Origin of the sequence: Listeria floridensis FSL S10-1187, assembly GCF_000525875.1 — a bacterium.
In the GTDB taxonomy this organism is placed as follows: Bacteria; Bacillota; Bacilli; order Lactobacillales; family Listeriaceae; genus Listeria; species Listeria floridensis.
The window spans coordinates 1-18,466 of sequence record NZ_AODF01000076.1; the positions used below are offsets into that span (position 1 = coordinate 1).

22 protein-coding genes are annotated in these 18,466 nt (G+C 41.3%); all 22 read left to right on the top strand.

Annotated features, from left to right (window positions below):
* Nucleotides 1-394: phBC6A51 family helix-turn-helix protein (locus MFLO_RS14130; protein ID WP_036098703.1), on the top strand; the 394-nt coding region annotated here is incomplete at its 5' end.
* Between the two features lie 70 nt (nt 395-464).
* Complete coding sequence (locus MFLO_RS16665; RefSeq protein WP_241433685.1) at nt 465-1,142, top strand: hypothetical protein; 678 nt, start codon at nt 465-467, stop codon at nt 1,140-1,142.
* Between the two features lie 34 nt (nt 1,143-1,176).
* Nucleotides 1,177-1,563 carry a hypothetical protein gene (locus MFLO_RS16670; RefSeq protein ID WP_241433686.1) on the top strand — a complete coding sequence of 129 codons (387 nt, stop codon included), beginning with the start codon at nt 1,177-1,179 and terminating at the stop codon, nt 1,561-1,563.
* Nucleotides 1,564-1,603: 40 nt separating this feature from the next.
* The gene (gene terL, locus MFLO_RS16675) at nt 1,604-2,083 is read left to right on the top strand and encodes a phage terminase large subunit (RefSeq protein WP_051993700.1); all 480 of its coding nucleotides are present in this window, start codon (nt 1,604-1,606) and stop codon (nt 2,081-2,083) included.
* Nucleotides 2,084-2,145: 62 nt separating this feature from the next.
* Nucleotides 2,146-3,645, top strand: coding sequence for a phage portal protein (locus MFLO_RS14140; protein ID WP_051993701.1), 1,500 nt, complete (start codon nt 2,146-2,148; stop codon nt 3,643-3,645).
* 38 nt (nt 3,646-3,683) lie between these two features.
* Nucleotides 3,684-4,241, top strand: a complete 558-nt coding sequence (locus MFLO_RS14145; RefSeq protein ID WP_036098706.1) for a hypothetical protein — start codon at nt 3,684-3,686, stop codon at nt 4,239-4,241.
* Between the two features lie 12 nt (nt 4,242-4,253).
* Entirely contained in the window at nt 4,254-4,640 is a 387-nt protein-coding gene (locus tag MFLO_RS14150) for a hypothetical protein (RefSeq protein ID WP_036098708.1), read from the top strand.
* Nucleotides 4,640-5,656: a major capsid protein gene (locus MFLO_RS14155; RefSeq protein ID WP_036098709.1), complete on the top strand. Its 1,017-nt coding sequence runs from the start codon at nt 4,640-4,642 to the stop codon at nt 5,654-5,656. The genes MFLO_RS14150 and MFLO_RS14155 overlap by 1 nt, the downstream gene beginning before the upstream one ends.
* The gene (locus MFLO_RS14160; protein WP_036098710.1) at nt 5,656-5,868 is read left to right on the top strand and encodes a hypothetical protein; all 213 of its coding nucleotides are present in this window, start codon (nt 5,656-5,658) and stop codon (nt 5,866-5,868) included. Before MFLO_RS14155 ends, MFLO_RS14160 begins: the two co-directional genes overlap by 1 nt.
* The gene (locus MFLO_RS14165; RefSeq protein ID WP_036098711.1) at nt 5,843-6,208 is read left to right on the top strand and encodes a hypothetical protein; all 366 of its coding nucleotides are present in this window, start codon (nt 5,843-5,845) and stop codon (nt 6,206-6,208) included. The genes MFLO_RS14160 and MFLO_RS14165 overlap by 26 nt, the downstream gene beginning before the upstream one ends.
* 3 nt (nt 6,209-6,211) lie before the next feature.
* Complete coding sequence (locus MFLO_RS14170) at nt 6,212-6,808, top strand: hypothetical protein (protein WP_149023072.1); 597 nt, start codon at nt 6,212-6,214, stop codon at nt 6,806-6,808.
* A gap of 221 nt (nt 6,809-7,029) precedes the next feature.
* Nucleotides 7,030-7,386: a hypothetical protein gene (locus tag MFLO_RS14180; protein ID WP_149023073.1), complete on the top strand. Its 357-nt coding sequence runs from the start codon at nt 7,030-7,032 to the stop codon at nt 7,384-7,386.
* Entirely contained in the window at nt 7,386-7,733 is a 348-nt protein-coding gene (locus MFLO_RS14185; RefSeq protein ID WP_036098715.1) for a hypothetical protein, read from the top strand. Before MFLO_RS14180 ends, MFLO_RS14185 begins: the two co-directional genes overlap by 1 nt.
* Nucleotides 7,733-8,140, top strand: a complete 408-nt coding sequence (locus tag MFLO_RS14190; protein WP_036098716.1) for a hypothetical protein — start codon at nt 7,733-7,735, stop codon at nt 8,138-8,140. Before MFLO_RS14185 ends, MFLO_RS14190 begins: the two co-directional genes overlap by 1 nt.
* A gap of 2 nt (nt 8,141-8,142) precedes the next feature.
* Nucleotides 8,143-8,616, top strand: a complete 474-nt coding sequence (locus MFLO_RS14195) for a phage major tail protein, TP901-1 family (protein ID WP_036098718.1) — start codon at nt 8,143-8,145, stop codon at nt 8,614-8,616.
* 66 nt (nt 8,617-8,682) lie between these two features.
* Nucleotides 8,683-9,063, top strand: a complete 381-nt coding sequence (locus MFLO_RS14200) for a tail assembly chaperone (protein WP_036098719.1) — start codon at nt 8,683-8,685, stop codon at nt 9,061-9,063.
* 47 nt (nt 9,064-9,110) lie between these two features.
* Nucleotides 9,111-9,398: a hypothetical protein gene (locus MFLO_RS14205; protein WP_036098721.1), complete on the top strand. Its 288-nt coding sequence runs from the start codon at nt 9,111-9,113 to the stop codon at nt 9,396-9,398.
* Between the two features lie 3 nt (nt 9,399-9,401).
* The gene (locus tag MFLO_RS14210; RefSeq protein ID WP_036098722.1) at nt 9,402-13,754 is read left to right on the top strand and encodes a phage tail tape measure protein; all 4,353 of its coding nucleotides are present in this window, start codon (nt 9,402-9,404) and stop codon (nt 13,752-13,754) included.
* Between the two features lie 12 nt (nt 13,755-13,766).
* Nucleotides 13,767-14,213, top strand: a complete 447-nt coding sequence (locus tag MFLO_RS14215; RefSeq protein ID WP_036098723.1) for a hypothetical protein — start codon at nt 13,767-13,769, stop codon at nt 14,211-14,213.
* A complete protein-coding gene (locus MFLO_RS15490) occupies nt 14,153-14,518 on the top strand; it encodes a hypothetical protein (protein ID WP_149023075.1) in 366 nt (121 codons plus the stop codon). The genes MFLO_RS14215 and MFLO_RS15490 overlap by 61 nt, the downstream gene beginning before the upstream one ends.
* Nucleotides 14,515-16,740, top strand: coding sequence for a phage tail spike protein (locus MFLO_RS14220; protein WP_036098724.1), 2,226 nt, complete (start codon nt 14,515-14,517; stop codon nt 16,738-16,740). Before MFLO_RS15490 ends, MFLO_RS14220 begins: the two co-directional genes overlap by 4 nt.
* Before the next feature lie 55 nt (nt 16,741-16,795).
* On the top strand, nt 16,796-18,355 hold the full coding sequence (locus MFLO_RS15265; RefSeq protein WP_206538351.1) for a BppU family phage baseplate upper protein: 1,560 nt from the start codon (nt 16,796-16,798) through the stop codon (nt 18,353-18,355).
* Nucleotides 18,356-18,466: the final 111 nt, after the last annotated feature.

Sequence of the window (18,466 nt, forward strand, 5' to 3'; positions counted from 1 at the left end):
ACAAAAGCAGGCAATTGACATGTTGGTCGAGCGTGAGGAGTATGCAAAGGGTGATCCGGACCGCAAAAGTTTGGATCAGATTGCAGAGGAGTTAGACACTGTGCGCAAGACGATTTACAACTGGCGCAATACCCCTGTTTTTCAAGAGGCACTGGCAGAGGCGAGTCGCGAACGGTTAGCTGTGCTAGCACCTAAGGCATATGGTGCAATGAGTAAACTCATGAGCGGCGCACAACCGAGTACAAAAGCGCTCGACTTGTATTTTAAAACACAAGGTTGGATTAAAAATGAGCAGTCCATCGACCTAACAACTCGGTCGAGAGACGATGCCGACTTAGAGGCTGAGATTGAACGGTTAACAGGGGCATCGAAGCCAGTGAATACTGATGAGTGAGTTTTTGCCTCGTGCTGAGCGTGCCGAGCGTATTGCGCTGCTTGAGCGCCATGCCAACGCGCTGATGCAGTTGAAAAATGAAGGGAAAGCAACTACAAGCCAGCTTGAAACGTTGCTGACTGACCTGAAAGAGCTTGAGCAGTTGCGGCGTGTACACCGAGCCGAACATGATTTGCTGTACTTTATGTATGAATACTTTAGTGAGGACTGCAACCCCGAGAACACAGGCAACTTGATTCCTGCGGGCGTGTCAATTGATGACGCCGCGGACTTCCACCGCCAACTGTGCGATATGTTGGACGATGTAACGACCGGCAATGTGCAAACCAACATCGGTTGGGCGGTGCCTCGTCAACACGCTAAAACAGCCTATTTAACAAACGGGTTTACTTGTCACCAAGCGGTTTACCGTCACCGCAAATACATTGTAGTGATTTCGGAAACAACAGACATGGCGAGTGATTTCATTGGCTGGGCAAAACTTCAGCTTAAGTTTAACGAGAAGTTGCGAGCGGATTTTGGTGAGCTGCTATATGAGCAACCAAGCCGAAACGAAAAGGACAATAAAGATGAATTTATCACACTTTCAGGAACAAAAGTTGAAGCAAAAGGAACCGGGCAGCAAATGCGTGGGCTTCGTTTCTTAAACACACGACCCGACCTATTCCTGCTTGATGATCTCGAGTCAAACCAGAATACGAACACGAAGGACTTGCGCGAAAAAAAACTTGCATTGGTTCCAGTCTGAAATGCTACAAGCAGCGGATAAGGACGCATTGTGTGTGTACATGGGAACAATCGTGCATTATGATTCGCTATTGAACCGTGTTGTCACAAAAAGTCGTGAATTTAAGTCTCAAAAGTTTCCGGCGGTTCTCGCTCACGCAGAAAACCAAACTTTGTGGGCGAAATGGCGTGCGATTTACCACGAAGACAGCCCGACGGCTAAAGAGACGGCAGACGAGTTTTTCGAGCAAAATAAGGCAGAAATGCTGAAAGGTTCTCAGGTTTTGTGGGCTTCTCGCTACGACTATAAATATTTTATGGAGAAGCGCGAGGAAATGGGCGCTAAAGCGTTTAATCAAGAGTACATGAATAACCCGATCGACGAAGAGTCGCAGGTGTTTAATCCTGACGACTTTTTTTTATTACTCGGAAAAAGAACTTAACCTTTCGCAATGTGATCTGTTTGGAGCAGTTGACTTTGCAATGGGAAAAGAAAAAGGGGACTACTCCGCGCTTGTTACAGTTGCTAGGAAACGTGACACAGGCATCTGTTATGTAGTTGATACATATGTTGAACGAGTTAAGCCAGACAAATTTATGCAGGTCATCATCGACAAAACATTGCAATTTCAATACGAACGGTTAGCAGTCGAAGCCCAACAAGCGCAAGAATGGTTTGCGGACAAGCTTGCCGAAGCACTGAAAAAGCGAGGCTATCCGTCCACAACGCGGCTTGCAAAAGTGAAGCAGAAAACACGCAAGGCACTTCGGATTGAAGCAATGCTACCGGATATTGAAGCCGGAAATGTACGCTTTTTAAAGTCGCAAAGATTGTTGCTTGAAATGCTTGAATACTATCCGAACCACAACCACGACGATGCGCCCGACGCACTTGCCGACGCATTGAAAATCGCAAATACAACGTCAAAATTTCAATTTATTCAGCGGCGAGGTTATCGCTAAGGAGGTGATCAATAATAGTACTACTTGACACAAATTTAATTACGCAAGAAAACATTGAAAAAATGATTAAGTCGCCGTTCATGCAGGCGATCGGTAAACAGGAGTTCCAACGTCTTCAAAAACAAGTTGATGCTTATAATTATTATAACGGCTATCAACATCGAGACCCCGAAAGTGGGCAACTTGTAAAAGCCAGCGAATTGGCACGTCCTCCAGGCTTTGACTACGATCCGACACGGTTTGAAGTAAACTACTTTAAGCGCATGATTGATGCAAAGGCGCAGTGGCAAATGGGGGGCGATCATGGAATCAGCGTGTCCCCCAAAATTATTGACCCGCCTGAAGAGCGACTGAAACCCACTTATCAGCCATCAAAAGCCCAAGAAGCGGAGGATAAGCGTGCAAATGTCTACGAGCAACTTCTTTACCAGTTGTGGCGTGATAATGACATGCGATCTGAATTATTGTCGGCGGCTAAGGATCGCTTAATCGCCTCTAGGGTTGCCGTTAAAATTGTGTTTAACCCTCGAACAGGCAAGTTGCAATGGGTGTGGCACCCAGACACGGAAGTGTTCCCCGTTTACAGCAATGATGACTACCGAGAACTAGTCAAGCTGAGTTTCGTTCGATCTGTCGAACTGTACGACGAAAACGAAGAAGAGGTTGAGTTGATTAAAAAGCAAACCTTTGAGCTCATCGAAGGAAAATGCTATCTAACGGAAGGCTACTACAACGAAGCGCTTGAGCCTGTTCAAGAATGGGCAAAACGAGAACCAATTGGGCTTGATTTTATCCCTGCTGTTTTAATTCCAGTTAAAAGTTTGCTAGAAGCTCACGTTGGCGACACGACTGAACTTGATGACATGCGAGAGATTACGGACCGACTGAACCAATTGAACGAAGACGCTGTTGACTCGCTGCGTTTTGAAATGTTTCCCGTGACATATTTCAAAAATGTTCCAGAAAACATATTAAATAAAATTGACATTGCACCCGGCGCAGCCGCTGCTTTAAATTCTGAGGGAGATAAGTCGCCTGACGTGTCTAAGTCAGAGTCGTCTTTTACATATACTACAGCTTTAAACGATACATTTAATCGCTTAAAAGGCGCCTTGCATGAAGTCACTTCATTACCTAACTTTTCCGCACAAGACTTAAATTTCGGCGGAATGAACGCAGAAGCCCTTCAAATTCTGTTTCATGACATTATACAAGATACAGAAGAGCATTGGCATATTTGGCAAGTTAAGTTGCAGGAATTACATCAGAAGTCAATTAAATACTTACAAGCTCGTCTTGGTCATACGGCATTTGGTTATGACAAAGATGTTGTTAAAGCTATCGGAGAAGATTATGAGAGCGAAATTAAGTTTGTGCTCCCACTTCCTGATAACCGCAAAGAATTAGTTGAACTCCTTGCTGACGAAGTAGACGCCGGGTTTGAATCTGTTGCAGGCGCTATGAACCGACTAGGCGTTGAAAATGCTTCCGCAAAGAAACAAGAGATACAAGCAGAAACACTTGAAAAAAAGGCGTTCAGAAGACGTCTACAATTTAAATAATCCGCCAACCGAGGCGTAAAACGAGGAGGATTCATTGAATGAGTGAACAAGAAGAAGTAAAAGAGGTTGAACTTAACGAACAAAACTCGACTGACGAGTCGTTAAAACCGGAAGAACAAAACGAACAAGTTGTGGTTGAGAAAGTCCCATATGATCGTTTTAAATCTGTGAATGACGCAAAGAAAGCGGCTGAACAGGAGCTTGAGCTATTACGCTCACAAATTGCCGAGCAAGAAGCCGAAAAAGCGAAAGAGGAAGGGCGATTTAAAGACTTGTATGAAGCCGAAGTTGCAAAACGTGAAGCTGCTGAAAAAGCTAAGACTCAACTTGAGCTCGATCATTTAAAAGCAGAGGGGCTTGCAAAAGCAGGATTTACAGGGGAAAGACTTGAAAAAGCCAAGAATTTTGTTGATGGCTCGTCTCCAGAAGAAATTCAAAGTAAAATTGCTGAATTTTCGGAACTTATCCCCACTGAATCATATATTGACCCTTCCGTAAATGCACCGGGCGGTCAAAAAGTAAATACACAGACAAGTAAGGATAAAGCAGAAGAAGTTGGCAGAGAAGCCGCTCGACGCTTTTTCAAGAAAAAATAAGGAGGAACTAGATTGCCAATTTACACACCAAAAACTAGCCGTACTGAATTTAAAGGCGGTAAAAATATTCTAGCAAGTGAGCACTTCACTTTTATCGAAGCAGGAGCAACACTTGATGCTACTAAGTTTGGAGCTAAGTATGTAGATGTAGGAACTGCCGTTGCACAAAACGCAACATCTGGAAAATGGGAACCTTACGAAGATGGGGCAGAAGGAGCACCTACCAACTATGCAGATTACGGTATCCTAAATGTTGACTGGAATGCTGACGGAGTCAATGATGGCATTGTTGGGGAGCTTATCACTCGAGGCTCAGTTTATGAAGCAAAACTTGTCGGAGTGACTGACACATTTAAAGAAAAAACACCAGAAATTCGCTATGTAAAGGAGATTAAATAATGCCCGGAATAACACATATTGAACAATTTCAAAAACCAGCAATGCGGGGTCTGATTGACGAAAGCGTGAAAATACGCGAGGAAACACCAACATTTGCCGACGTATTTTTGCCAAACGAGAATACCTTCAGCACAAAATTTGCATACGATATTGTTAAAACAAATCGCCATTTGGCAGCTATGATCGGGTTTGGTGCAGAGCCTCCAGTAATGGATCGCGACGCTGTAGCAAGTAAGATGGGTGAGTTAACAAAACTAGGTATTAAAGATATTGCAACAGAAGAGGAATTATTAGCTCTTAATCAAAGTCGTAACAACTCTGAACACGCTGAATTAATCGAAAAACTTCAACGCAAAGCCATCAACGTATCAAATGCGTTGCTTGATCGAATTGAGTTAATGAAACTTGAAGCTCTAACTACAGGTGAGTTCCATTATAATCACAACAATGTCAAAGTCGACTTTGATTTTGGCGTACCTGACGAACATAAAATTGTTTTAACAGGAGCAAACAAGTGGGACAATTCTGACCATGATGCGCTTAGTGATCTTTTAAACTGGAGCGAGCAATTTTCAAATACAAACGGACGTAGCGCTTCTAAAATTATTATGCCGCGAGAAACTTTCTCATTATTAGCTAAAAATAAGGTTATCATTTCTGAAGCACGGCCTAACACACAGGCCACACGTGTAAGTGAGTTAGAGGTGAAAGAAGTTTTAGGGCAATTCGGATTGCCAAATTTAGAAGTTGTTACAAATCGCAAAATGACAGTTCGTAATCTTTATGATGGAAAAGATGAAGTGAAAGAATTCTTCCCCTCAAACCGTGTTATTTTTGTAGCTGACGGAGTCGGAAAATTCTTATTGGGACCAACTGTAGAAAATGATTTTAAACCAGGCATTGTAGTTGACGCGATTGACGAACGTAGCCCAATCCGCTCGATTTTCGAAGGTGTCGCGGCAGGGTTCCCAGTACTCGAAGACCCTAAATTACTTCTTTTTGCGGACGTGAAATAATGACAAAAGCCATTGTAATTAAAGGTCAAGTTGACTACAAAAATGTGGGGGAAGAGGTTGAGCTAAGCGAGGAAGACTTAGCTCGACTTGTTGCCAAGGGTTTTGTAGAAGAAAAAGAGGAAACAAAACCAAAAGCACTACCTAAAAAAAGAAAAAAGCCCCAAAAACTAAGTAAGGAGGGAATTCATGGCGACGCAAGACGAACTAACTAAAAGACTTGAACTTAAATTCAAAGAAGTTCCGAACCTAACACCGGAAACAATTAAGGGGTGGCTTGACGATGCGTTAGCACAAGAAGGCTATGCGTCGTCAGAGTCTGTCCCTGCTGACAAAATCAATGCTGTGCTACTGACAGCTCAAATTTCAGGGGTTGAAGAGCTCGCTATTAATACAGCACACTATTTTAATTTCAGTGATGGCGAGGAAAGTATTACGAAAGCGAATACCTCAAAAAACTATCTTGATATTTTAAGTGTTCTAAGAAGCAAATACCAGCGACTTTATGCCGGAGACAACGCATTTCGAGTAATGAAAAGGCTTGATAGACTATGACAATTGATGCTTTTTTTTGAGTCTTTAATTGAGGAATACAAGAAGCTAAATACTCAACAATCTAAACAAACAATCCAACAGATAGAAGCGATTAAGCCAAAGGTCTTTGAAGTACTTGTAAAGTATGCTGATAAAGACGAAAATATTCCCCGATCAAAAAATAGATCAATAAATCGTGAATTAGAAGCAATGTTGCCTGACTTCCACAAAGAAGTTTCTGACGCGATTGAACAGGTTATTAATGAAACAACTTCATGGACAACGGATAAAGTAATTGAATTTTTTGCCGTTACTTTTGGAGTATCACTAATTGCCACAAGTACAAAGGAAGCTTTAAACAAAGAAGTCATCAACAATGTATATAAGTATCGCTGGCCAAATGGTACAAACTTGACGGATATTCAATATTGGCATGCACGCGACATACTTGACTCAATCCGCCAAGCTGTAAATACGAAAAGCAAGGCTGGATTGTCAGAGGCACTCAAAGAAGTAGAGAAGGTACTTAAAGCTAATCGCTGGAAAACAGAAAATATCGTCAAAAGTGATGGTGTTAATGCTTATCGTGAATCAATTATTGAGAATGCTAAAAAAAAGTAAATACGTTGAAGCTGTACATATAACAGAAGGAATTCACCACTCGCCAAAATGTGTTGCGTTGGCACACGCAGACCATTATGGACTTGGCGAAGGTGTTTATCTGCCTGACACCAGTTATCCAATTGATCGTCCTCACCCGCGTTGTACTAGCTATTTGACCTATGTTATGAAACCAAGAAAGGACGGGCTATTTGATGATTACTGATGCAGACAAAAGATTTATGAAAGCTGCACGACAGGATATGTTGGCAGGTCGTACTTTTGAAGTTTTGTTGATGCCTTCTGAAATAATGGGCTATGACCCTGATACTAATGAACCAATTCCAATGCCACAAAAACCGAAATCGGTTAAGGCACACGTCACTGAATCCACAGGTTATGGTGCTGTAAATGAGCTTGAGTTAAACAACGGTATCATTCAAAAAACATATGACATTAAGTGTGATATCGCAATTGAAGACTGGATTGAGTGTGAGCAACTAAATTACGAAGGCAATGTGTATAAGGTTGTAGGGAGCCCCAAAAAAGGGATCGGAGTTCGGAATCGTGTTGAGGTTTATGGGGAGTTGGTGCACTAATGAAATTTGATTTTAGAGTGGATATCTCAAGCGCTTTGAACCGAAAACTTTCAGCAAAAATTTATGAAAATGTAGTAGCAGAAGAAGCTGAACGACAAGTGCATCAATCAGCGAGTAAAACAGCACGATATGCACCTAGAAAAACAGGTGCGCTTGCAAATAGCTTTCCTGCCTCTGTTTCGAAACAAAGCATGACTATGTGGCAATATGGTAGTGAGCTACCTTATGCTTCAATTCAGGAGTTTACAAACCGTACAAAGGCTGGTTTCGTTCGGAAAACTGTGCAAGAAGATCGACCTGCTTTTATTTATACGTTGCAACAACGTTTGAGGAAAGTTGGTAGGTAATGGCACTTAGTAATCAAATAATTATCAGGGATTTTATAGAAAAACTACTTCAAGTTGAGGTTCTTAACTTATATGACGGTCTAGAGTTAACCCCAAAAATGAAACCACTAATTATCGTACAAAGCCTAAATGATGCTTTAGTCTACGGAAGTAAAACAAAGTTAAAGGATTCTGTTCAACAAAGTGAGTTATATCAAATAATTCTATACCCGCTGACTTCTCGTCAGCAAAAAGAGTGGAGCGAATCAATAAAAGATGCGCTCATTTTTCATGAGTTCGAAGAGTTCGAAGTAGAGGACAGCATTAGCGTTCAAGAAGTTTATGCTGAGACAGCTTCTGACGAATTAAACAAGCATCGCGCTTTTATTAGCGTGACTTTATTAAACAGAAAAAGTAGGAGGAATTAAATTTGGCATTAGAATATCAAGGAGCAGATAAGATATATATCGTTGCTATTCCGGGTGCGAATGGCGAAACATATATGCGCCCATTTAATCAAACAGACGGCACAACATCAATTGAAGCTGATGATGTAGAACTTGAGACAAAAGACAAGAGCGAGACGGCTTACGGTAAAATTTCGCAAACAGTCAGTTTTGGTCAAATTATGACAAAAGGCGACCCGGCATACCCGTACTTGAAAAAAGCACTTCGCAATAAGCAATATGTGTCTATTGTTGATTTGGACAAAAGGACACTCGAAGGCGAGCAAGGTACATACAAACTAAACAGCTACGAAGAAGATAATGGCGTAGGTGATAACGTGTCAATTTCGATCGAAGCGTCTCTTTCTGGTGACGTGAAAGAAATTAAACTCACGACTTTACCAGATGGTGCGCCAGAAAATAATGCTGATGAAGGCGCTACACCGCCATCTCAATAAAAAAGATTTGGCATATGATTTATATTAAAAAAAATCGTCGCGGGACGTTAACTCAGGAGGATATAAATGACTAAAAAAACTAATCGAGTGACCTTCGCTCTGAATGAAAAAGAATATGAACTTAAGCTAACCTTTGATGCAATTAATTATATGAACAGTATCGAAGACGGAGGAGCGCTAGCCTTAATTGGTAAGGTCATGATGGGTGATCTTGGTGTGTACACACATATTGTTTATGCAGGGCTACTTCATACAGGTGAGGGCATCAGTTACAACACTGTCAAAGCTGAAATTAATAATAAAATCGAGGCTGGAGAAATCGACTTAGATAAAATTTTGCACGACGGAAATGCTTTGGTTGCGAACAGTTTTTTCTTCAAGAAAACAGTAGACAAACTGATGAAGAACGAAGATGCAAAACAAGCGATGGACCAACTTCTGAATTAATATTTAATGTTGACGAATATATAAAAAAAGCGTGGCGTTACTTGCGATTGAAGCCAAGAGAGCTCCGCGAGCTAACTCCACGCGATTTTTATTTGCTTATGTCTGAAGAAGAAGAGTATAGATATGACCAAATTGAAGAGCAAGTCCGACAAGCGATATTTAATGAAAGTGCAGCACGCTCTAAGAAATTAAAACCAGAGTCGCTTTTCAAGCGTCCGACGGAAGAAGATCGCAGAGAAAAAGTAATGTCAGAGGACGAAAAACTTATTATTCAGCGGGAAAACGAAAACTTTCTTTCGAAGATTGATTTTAGCAAACTACAGAAGGGGGGTTAACGATTGTCAAATTTTGACATATTAGTTCGTGTAGGAGCGGACATAAATGATCTATCTCGAAAATTTAATCAGGCGCATAGTAGTGCTCAAAGTATGAGTAAGAATATTGGCATGGCCGGAGCTGCTATTGCAGCAACTTTTGGCGCTGTAAGTGTCGGACTTGTAAAGGGTATTGGGGCTTCAGTTCGAGCTGCGGCAGACTTTGAAAGCGCTTGGGCTGGCGTTGAGAAAACGGTTGATGGCAGTGCTACACAAATGAAATCTCTACAAAAAGAACTTTTAGCCATTACTAAAAATATGCCACAATCAACGAAAGAAATTTTTGCGGTTGCTGAAGCGGCAGGGCAGCTTGGAATAAAACGTGAAAATATAGCGAAATTTACCAAAACGATGCTCGATCTTGGTGTTGCTACAAATATGACAAGTGATGAGGCGGCAACAAATTTAGCTCGTTTGGCTAACATTACACAAATGCCACAAAAGAATTTTGACCGATTAGGAGCTACTGTTGTAGACTTAGGGAATAATTTTGCGACAACAGAAAAAGAAATTGTTGAAATGGGGCTTCGTCTTGCTGGTCAAGGTAAGCAAGTTGGTATGTCTGAAGCCAAAATTCTTGGATTAGCAACTGCAATGTCTTCTGTTGGTATTCAGGCCGAAGCCGGCGGTACTGCTATGACCATGGTCATGAAAAAAATCAACAATGCAGTTGATTCTGGTGGCGCTAAGTTAACTGGATTTGCTAAGTTGGCTGGTATGAGTGCCAATGAGTTTAAAATAGCATGGAAAAAAGACGCAGCAAGCGCACTGGACGCGGTTGTGCATGGCCTTTCTAAAAGTAGTAAGGAAGGTAAAAACTTAACATCTATTCTTTCTGATTTGGGCATTAAAGGCATACGTGAGTCAGACGTTTTACTTCGATTATCTGGTAACGCAGACTTGTTGACCAGCGCACTCAATACTGCGAACAAGGCGTGGAAAGATAATACGGCATTATTAAATGAAGCGAATAAACGTTATGCAACATTTGATTCTCAAGTTGGTATTTCAAAAAAAGTCATGACTGAATTCATGCGGGCGATTGGAACACCTTTGAAAGATGTGTTAGGTAAGTTACTACAATTCATTAATAAAATCGTCATCAAAATAACAGAATTTATTAATAGATTCAATGAAGCACACCCAACACTTGCAAAAGTAATTGCAGTTATCACTTTATTAGTGACCGCCTTAATGATTTTAGGCACAATTGTTGGATCAGCTATGGCTGCTTGGGCAGCTTTCGGGTCACAGATAATGGCGGTAATTGCAATGATTGCACCAATTGCAGGGGGATTAGGTTCCTTGCTAGCTCCCTTTCTTGCTATAGCTGGCGCAGTCATACTTTTAACCACTTTAATTATTGACTTCTGTAAAACAAACGAAACCATGAAGCGTATTTTAGATTCTATTGTATCTAAGTTTAAAAATGCTTTGATGCCAGCTGTTGAAGCCGTTAAGAATTTATTTGCAGCTATAAAAAAAGTTTTAACGGATTTTGCAAATGCAATGATAAATAGCGCGAAACAGAGCGCTTTATTTGTAAGTGTCATGAAGGTGGTTAATGGTGCTGTTTCTGGTGTAGTATGGCTGTTTGACAAGTTTGTGGGGGTAATTGCCTTTGTTGCGCAAAAATTTGCCGATTTTGTCAATAAATTAACTGATAGTATTTCTAGTATTGACGCAACCAAAGCTAGTTTTCAAGGCTTAGGGGACTTAATTAAAAAAGGTTTTGGACTAGCTGTCGCAGGTATAGTTAAATTGCTCCAAATAATGAGCCCTTTATTTGATCGCATTGGTGCGGCAATAGATAAATTGCTGCCTGGTTTTTCTAAATTTACGGAAAAACTAAAAATTATGGGTGGACAAGTCCTTCAAAAGGCAGCTCCAGCTTTTGCAAAGCTCAAAAGTGAAATGACTGAAATGTCTAACGGGGTTGTATCCAGGCTAAGCGCGGGTCTTGACTTTTTGGGAGGAGTTTTTGGAAAGCTCGGAGGTGTTTTGACTATTGTTGTTGCAGTCTTTACACAAATGGCTTTAGCTATGTTGGGTATAACAGGACCGCTTGGTATTGTAATTTCGCTTCTGGTGTCTTTTGTTGCGACATGGATTAAGACCGGAGACATGTCCGCAAATGGCATTACGAAAGTATTTACTGGATTGACCGATGTAATCTCCAAGGCATCTACTTATTTAGCACAAAATCTGCCCCGGTTTATTTCAATGGGCGTGGACATGATTGCGAATTTAGTTCAGGGTATCATGTCTAGTTTACCATCAATAATAACAGCCGTTGTCAGTGCACTTGGTGCATTTTCGTCAGCGGTATCCACTAGTTTACCAGTGATTGTAGAATCAGGCGTAACGGCTGTTACAACTTTCGCAGAAACAATTGCCTCAAACATTCCTTTGATTGCAGAAAAGGCTACCGAAATGATTTCAAGTTTTGCAAACAGCCTCATTAGTGGCATCGGTAGTGTTGCAGATGCAAGTAATCAAATTGGCGGAGAGTCCGTCTCTGGACTTGACCAGACGGAAGCGTCATCGAATAAAGGCGTCGAATTAATTCATGCTTTCGTGGACGCTGTGGCACGTGTTGCACCTAGCGTATTTGATGCTAGTGTGTCTATTATGACTGCTTTTGCAAAAGGAATAACGGACTTGCTTCCAAAACTTGTAACAGCGGTTTCAGAAATTTTAACGGCTTTAATTGGTGCAATTACTCAAAATCTACCGAAAATTATCTCGACATGGCTTAGTATTTGGACTGGTATTATAGATTCTGTTGTATCTCTATTGCCGGCGCTAGTTTCAACTATTACAAAATTAATCACGACAATTTTAACAACGTTAGTCAACGCACTTCCTCAAATTATAAATGCAGGCGTTCAAATTTTAACGGCTCTAATTCAAGGTATTGTAACGATGTTGCCTATGATTACTGGCACTATTACGAACATACTAACTGCCCTTATAGAAGTTTTAGTTGAGTCTTTGCCAAAAATTATTAATGCAGGGGTGCAGCTACTCATTTCGCTGATTCAAGGTATTGTGACTGTGATACCACAATTAATTGAGGTCGTCATGAACTTAATTCCGGTTATAGTTGGTGGGATTTTAGCCGCACTACCAATGATTATTGCGGCCGGCATTCAGATACTGACTGCATTAATCGGTGGATTGATTGAGGCACTCCCACAACTTCTAAATGCGGCGATCACTATTCTAATGTCTTTGATTGAGTGTATAATCACTAACCTTCCTTTAATTATTGACGCCGGAATTAAGATGATCACTTCTCTTATATCAGGAATCATTAAAATGCTCCCTGATATAATTGACGCAACAATTAAATTAATAACTACCTTGCTAGATGCAATTATTAAGAATCTACCTAAAATAATTGAGGCAGGTGTGAAGCTGCTTCTTGCTTTGATTCAAGGTCTTATTAAAGTATTACCACAACTTCTTCAAGCTGGATTTAAGCTGATTATCGAGCTAGGCAAAGCACTCATAAAAATGGCTCCTCAAATTTTAAGCGCAGGTGTTCAATTAATTTGGGCGCTTATCAAAGGACTACTTCAAATGTTGGGGCAAATACTTGCGGCTGGCGGGCGTCTAATCGTCCAATTGATTGGAAAAATTGGGTCATTTGCAGGTCAGTTGGTGGCAAAGGGTGCTGAACTTATCGGTAAATTTATTTCTGGAATAGGCAAGAAAGCTAAAGATGTACTATCAGAGATTGGTAAGCTACTAAAAAGCATGGTAGAAAAGTTTAAACCTAATACGCTTTTAAATGCTGGAAAGGCTATTATTGATGGATTCCTAGACGGACTAAAATCATCGTTTGAAGGGGTTAAAAACTTTGTTGGAGGAATTGCTGATTGGATTAAAGATCATAAGGGTCCAATTAGCTACGATAAAAAACTCTTGATACCGGCCGGTCGGGCTATTATGACGGGTTTAAACAAGGGACTTGGTTCTGAGTTTAAGAGTGTAATGGGCACTGTTATGGACATGAGCGCAACAATTAACAAAGCTGCAGAAGGAAGCATTAACAATATTCGAACTGGTCTTGAAAGTGGTTTAAATGGCGCTATTGGAGCATCTGTTGCATCCTCAGTTGATGCAAATGTAACCAGCGGAGGTCTTGCCGATCTGATTGGCTCTAAACTTGAAGCATTGGGTGATCGCATAGACGGAATGGAAGTTTCAATTGACGGCAAAAAAGCAGGTCAAATTGTGGCGCCGCATGTGAGCGAAGCAGAAGCTAAAGCGCAACGCTATCAATTTAAGGCGAGAGGTATGCAGTATTAGAGGAGGCGTAGAATGAACGAAAATGAATTGACATACTTTGTTTTTAATGGACAAAGTAGCTTAGATTTTGGGTTGGCAGTTCGGGAGCGCGCTCCTTATACTGCGCCAGAAAAAAATATTGAACTGATTGAGCGCCCCGGACAAAACGGAGCGCTTATGATCGATAAGGGGACATTTAAACTGGTAACAGAAGAGTTGCCAGTTTATTTGTTTGCAAAAGATCGCACGCAAAGAAACATACGCGAAGAGGCTACAGAACTGTTTAATTGGTTAAAGTCACCGAGTGGTTGGTGTGAGCTTTATTATAGCGACGACCCTTACCACCTAATGCAAGTACATATTGCGAGTGAACTTTCGTTTAATGAAGTCTTTTACCTTTTCTATGTGGCGAAGGTACGTTGCCATTTACTCGAAAGCCTGAACGCTGGAACACTGATGGGCTCGCTGTACGTGAAATAACTAAAAAAGGCGATATTCTTTATAACCCCGAGTTATTTAAGAGTGCTCCTGCAATAACTGTTCACGGGAGCGGTGATATTACGCTTTACATCAATAATCAAACAGTTGTTTTAAAAGGCATTAGTCAGCCAATCACGCTAGATGCACAAATGCAGAATAGTTACACAAAGCCAAACGGTGTTATTACACCAGCTAATAGCTCAGTGCTAAACCCTATTCCGACACTTGATCCCGGCGACAACTTGTTTGACTGGATCGGAAACGTGACGAAGATTGAAGTTATACCGCGCTGGTGGACAATATGAGTTATCCGATTTTATACCGATCAGATGATATAGAGTTATTGAAAGGTATTGTACCGAAGCACCATGGCATCGGGATCTTAACTCGTATTAGCTCGCCAGTTGTGTCTGAGGAACGGCAGGCAGCATTTACGTTAGAATTTGACTATTATGCACCAATCGAAACAGACGAAGACTACAACATACAAAAAGTGATTTTCGATGAACTTGTGAAGCATAATGTCATCAAAGCAAAGCCAAACGACTTCGACGGGGACAGACTATTTCGCATTGAAGATGTTGAGTTCGACACCATAAACAATTCTAAAAAGGTCACTGCTACAGTCATTGCACAAGCTGACTTAACAGCAAATGCGTTTCAAAAAGTGGACATTACAACGACGACACCATCGAATGCTTTTAAAACCATGGTAGAAAAGTCTGTAGTGCCAACTCCTTATACCGCATGGACAGATATTACTGAAACTAGCAACTTCACGCAAGAATACAACAATGTATTAAATGCCATTGCTGGTTCAGAAGGTTCGATCATTGATACGTGGCGCACTGAAATTGAATGGGATAATTTTACTGTACGGTTTTGGAAGAATCGAGGTAAAAACAGAGACGTTCGTATCGCCTATAAGAAGAATTTGACTGGTTTGAACATGACTACGTCGGGCGACATTACAACACGTATTATCCCATTTGCCAAAATCGATAATGGCGACGGGTCCACTCGTGAAGTTACTCTTTCAGAAGTAGTTATTGACGCCGAAAATATTGATGAGTTCTTTCAACCGCTTGCTTTGCCCGTCGATTTTTCGCAGGAAATGCAAGATGCGGGCTATACGTCTGAAGCACAGCTTCGTACATTAGCAAAGGCTTGGTTTGAAAAAACGGGCAATAATCAGCCAAAAGTAAACATTGAGGTTGATTTTATTCAACTTGCTCGCACAGAAGAATATAAAGAGTATGCTGCACTCGAACGTATTGCACTATTTGATACTGTGCAAGTATGGCACGATGATTGGGGCATCTACTTAGATGCACGAGTAAGTAAGTATCAGTATGACCCAGTCGAAGAACTTTACATTTCAATGGAGTTAGGCGATGCTAAATATTCGTTAAGTAGTCGAGCTACAAGTGATGCTGAGACGAAGCAGCAACTTGAAAACAAGTTCAATAATATTCACGATTTCATTAATCTTGCAATTGACAAAGCCACTCAAATAATTACTGGGAACGACGGAGGCTATGTGGTTCTTTATCCGCCAGGCAGACCCGCCGAAATATTCATCATGGACACTGACGACATGAATACAGCTAAGCAAGTTCTTAGATTAAATAAGAGTGGGATTGGATTCAGCAGTGATGGCGTCAATGGTCCTTACAAATCAGCGTGGACGCTCGACGGTGCTTTTAATGCTGACTTCATCACTGCAGGAACAATTCAAGCGATAGATATAAAAGGTGTAAACATCACCGGTTCAAAAATACAAGCTGACGAATTCAGTGCAATCGTCGATAAAATGGTGCCGAACCCATCCGGCGGAAATTGGATAAAACAAGGTGAGGGGCGCTTTACAGTAAATGGTGATAGCCTCTTATTTGAGTTAAGGAATGCGAGCGGAACTATTATAGGTAAACTCATCATGGATTATGGTGGCTACTATATATTAGATAATCAGGGTCGTCAGGTTGGCGGAGTATCTGACGAGGTCGTAACATCACATGCTATCTCAGTTCCACCTTATGATAGGCAAGGTTGGGGACTCGCCGGTTTCTACATTGGCGTCGATACGACAAATAGTGGTGAGCTTCGTATTGTAGATAAAAAAGGGCTTCCTAACTCTGGAGCTGATCCAAATAATTATATTTATGGTAATGTGCGAGCAAAAAGCTTTATTCAACATTCATCTGAAAAAGCAAAAAGTGATATTAAGCCTATTGAAGAAGCGGAGTTTTTTGTGACTTCTGCTGTTGAAATGATTATGAGTACAGGGCTGTTTGAGTACCGATATGGCAATAATGACGACCTACAGATAGGCTTCATCGCAGAACAGACGCCACGCCCACTATTAGCCGAAGATGGTAAAGGCATCGATATCTACAAAGCAGTTGCTTATTTATGGCGCTATGCTCAAGAAGCCATTAAAAAAAATCAACGGTTAGAAAATAAGTTGAATAATATTGAAGAACGACTTGAAAAATTAGAAAGAGGTGGTGCTAATGGAGCTTGTTAGACCAATTCCATACAGATTAGATTTAAACACTGCTGTTCGAGCAAATCCTCGAATTGTGGGAACTGTGGGCGATAAGGATTCGTTAACACTTGAAGTCACATTGACTGTCAATAGTGTGCCGTTTGATTTAACTGGCTGGAGCGTGTACTTTAAAGCGTTATTGCCTGACGATGAACACTTTGTGCTAGATGATTCAACAATAATTGATTCTGACCCAACAACAGGAAAATTTTCTTACACGTTTGTGCAAGAAGCATTTAGCTTTCCAGGCACCGTTTATAATGCAAAATTTATGCTGACTAAGGGAAGTACACCGGACCAAATTACGCACAGCTTTGACTTCAATTATCAAGTTAAAGCTGACCCGATCCAAGGTAAATTAGAAGCTTCAAGTTTTGTTAGTGATTATGAGCGTTTTAAAGAAGAGATTAAAGAAATGATGCAGGATAGTTTGACGAACTCCGCAAAAGCTTTAGAAGATAGTCAAAATGCCGTTGAGCTGTCAGCGAAAGCAGAAACAGAGCTCGCGAAGTTGCGAGACGAAATCGCAAAAAGTGGGTACGTCTCGAAAACAGGCGACAGCATGACCGGAACGTTAAACTTAGACGGTCAAAACGCTTTAACTATCCGATACGGTTCAATAAAGCATTATGTAGGTACTGGCCTAGCAAACGATACACAGATCACGTTTTCAATCGGCCATCAGAGCACCGGGCATCTACCAGAAGACACACTAACATACGTTATTGGCGGCGGGGCTGTAGGTGATTCGAGGTTTTCAATCACGGGTTACGCTAACGGGTATCTCCTCGGTTACGCACCAGCCGATTATGTATGGGGGCGTTCTGTTGTTAGCGGTGGGAATCCAGTAACTGCTAAAACTATAACGCCTAGCACCTCTTTAGCGATTCAGCGCGACGGGCAACTTACAAAATTTGTTGGGAATGTTCAAATTGATGGCGCCTTTCAATTCGACGTTAGTAATACATCAGCGGCGCCTATTTTTGACGCCTCCAAAGTTTCAGACACACAAAGCTGGGCTCGCGGTTTTGGGATAAGAGCTGGTAATCGGTTAGCTGAGTTCGGCATAAGTGGCAAGGGTAAAGTCGCGAATGTTTTATATTTTGGTTTTGGTGCTTCGCCTTGGGTCAAAGCGAACAGCCTATACATTGAATGGGAGACTAAAAAAGCTTTTCTTTTTGGTAACGAACTGGCAACAAAAGAACAAGCACTTTCCGATGCTAAAAACTATCTTGATCAATCTTTGACCGTCCAAACTGTTACCCTCACACCTAAAAATGGATTCGTCGCATCGAGAGCCCTAACAGCCCGTTATGTAAAAATGAATAATCGTTATCTCGTTATGCTAGGCGGCATTGTTGGAAAAGGAACCGGAACAGGGACAGGTATTTGCGCGACAGTACCAACAATACTACAACCCGATACTGATTGGAATAAGCTTTATAGCGCGGCTCAACAGTCCACTAGCGCATCTAATCAGGCGAATATTTATTTGGGTGGTTCGGGTGATATTAACATTGTGGCGGTGGGTGCTGTTGATGTTAATACCGGTCTTGATGGCATATCCTATTTTACGAAAGAGGTGACGTCATAATGTTTAAACAAGTGTTTAAGTTCGATGCAAGTGGCGTATTCGAACGTGATGATCTGTATTTTTGTGAAGATAACGAAGTGATGCCGGCAGGTTATACAACTATTGCGCCTC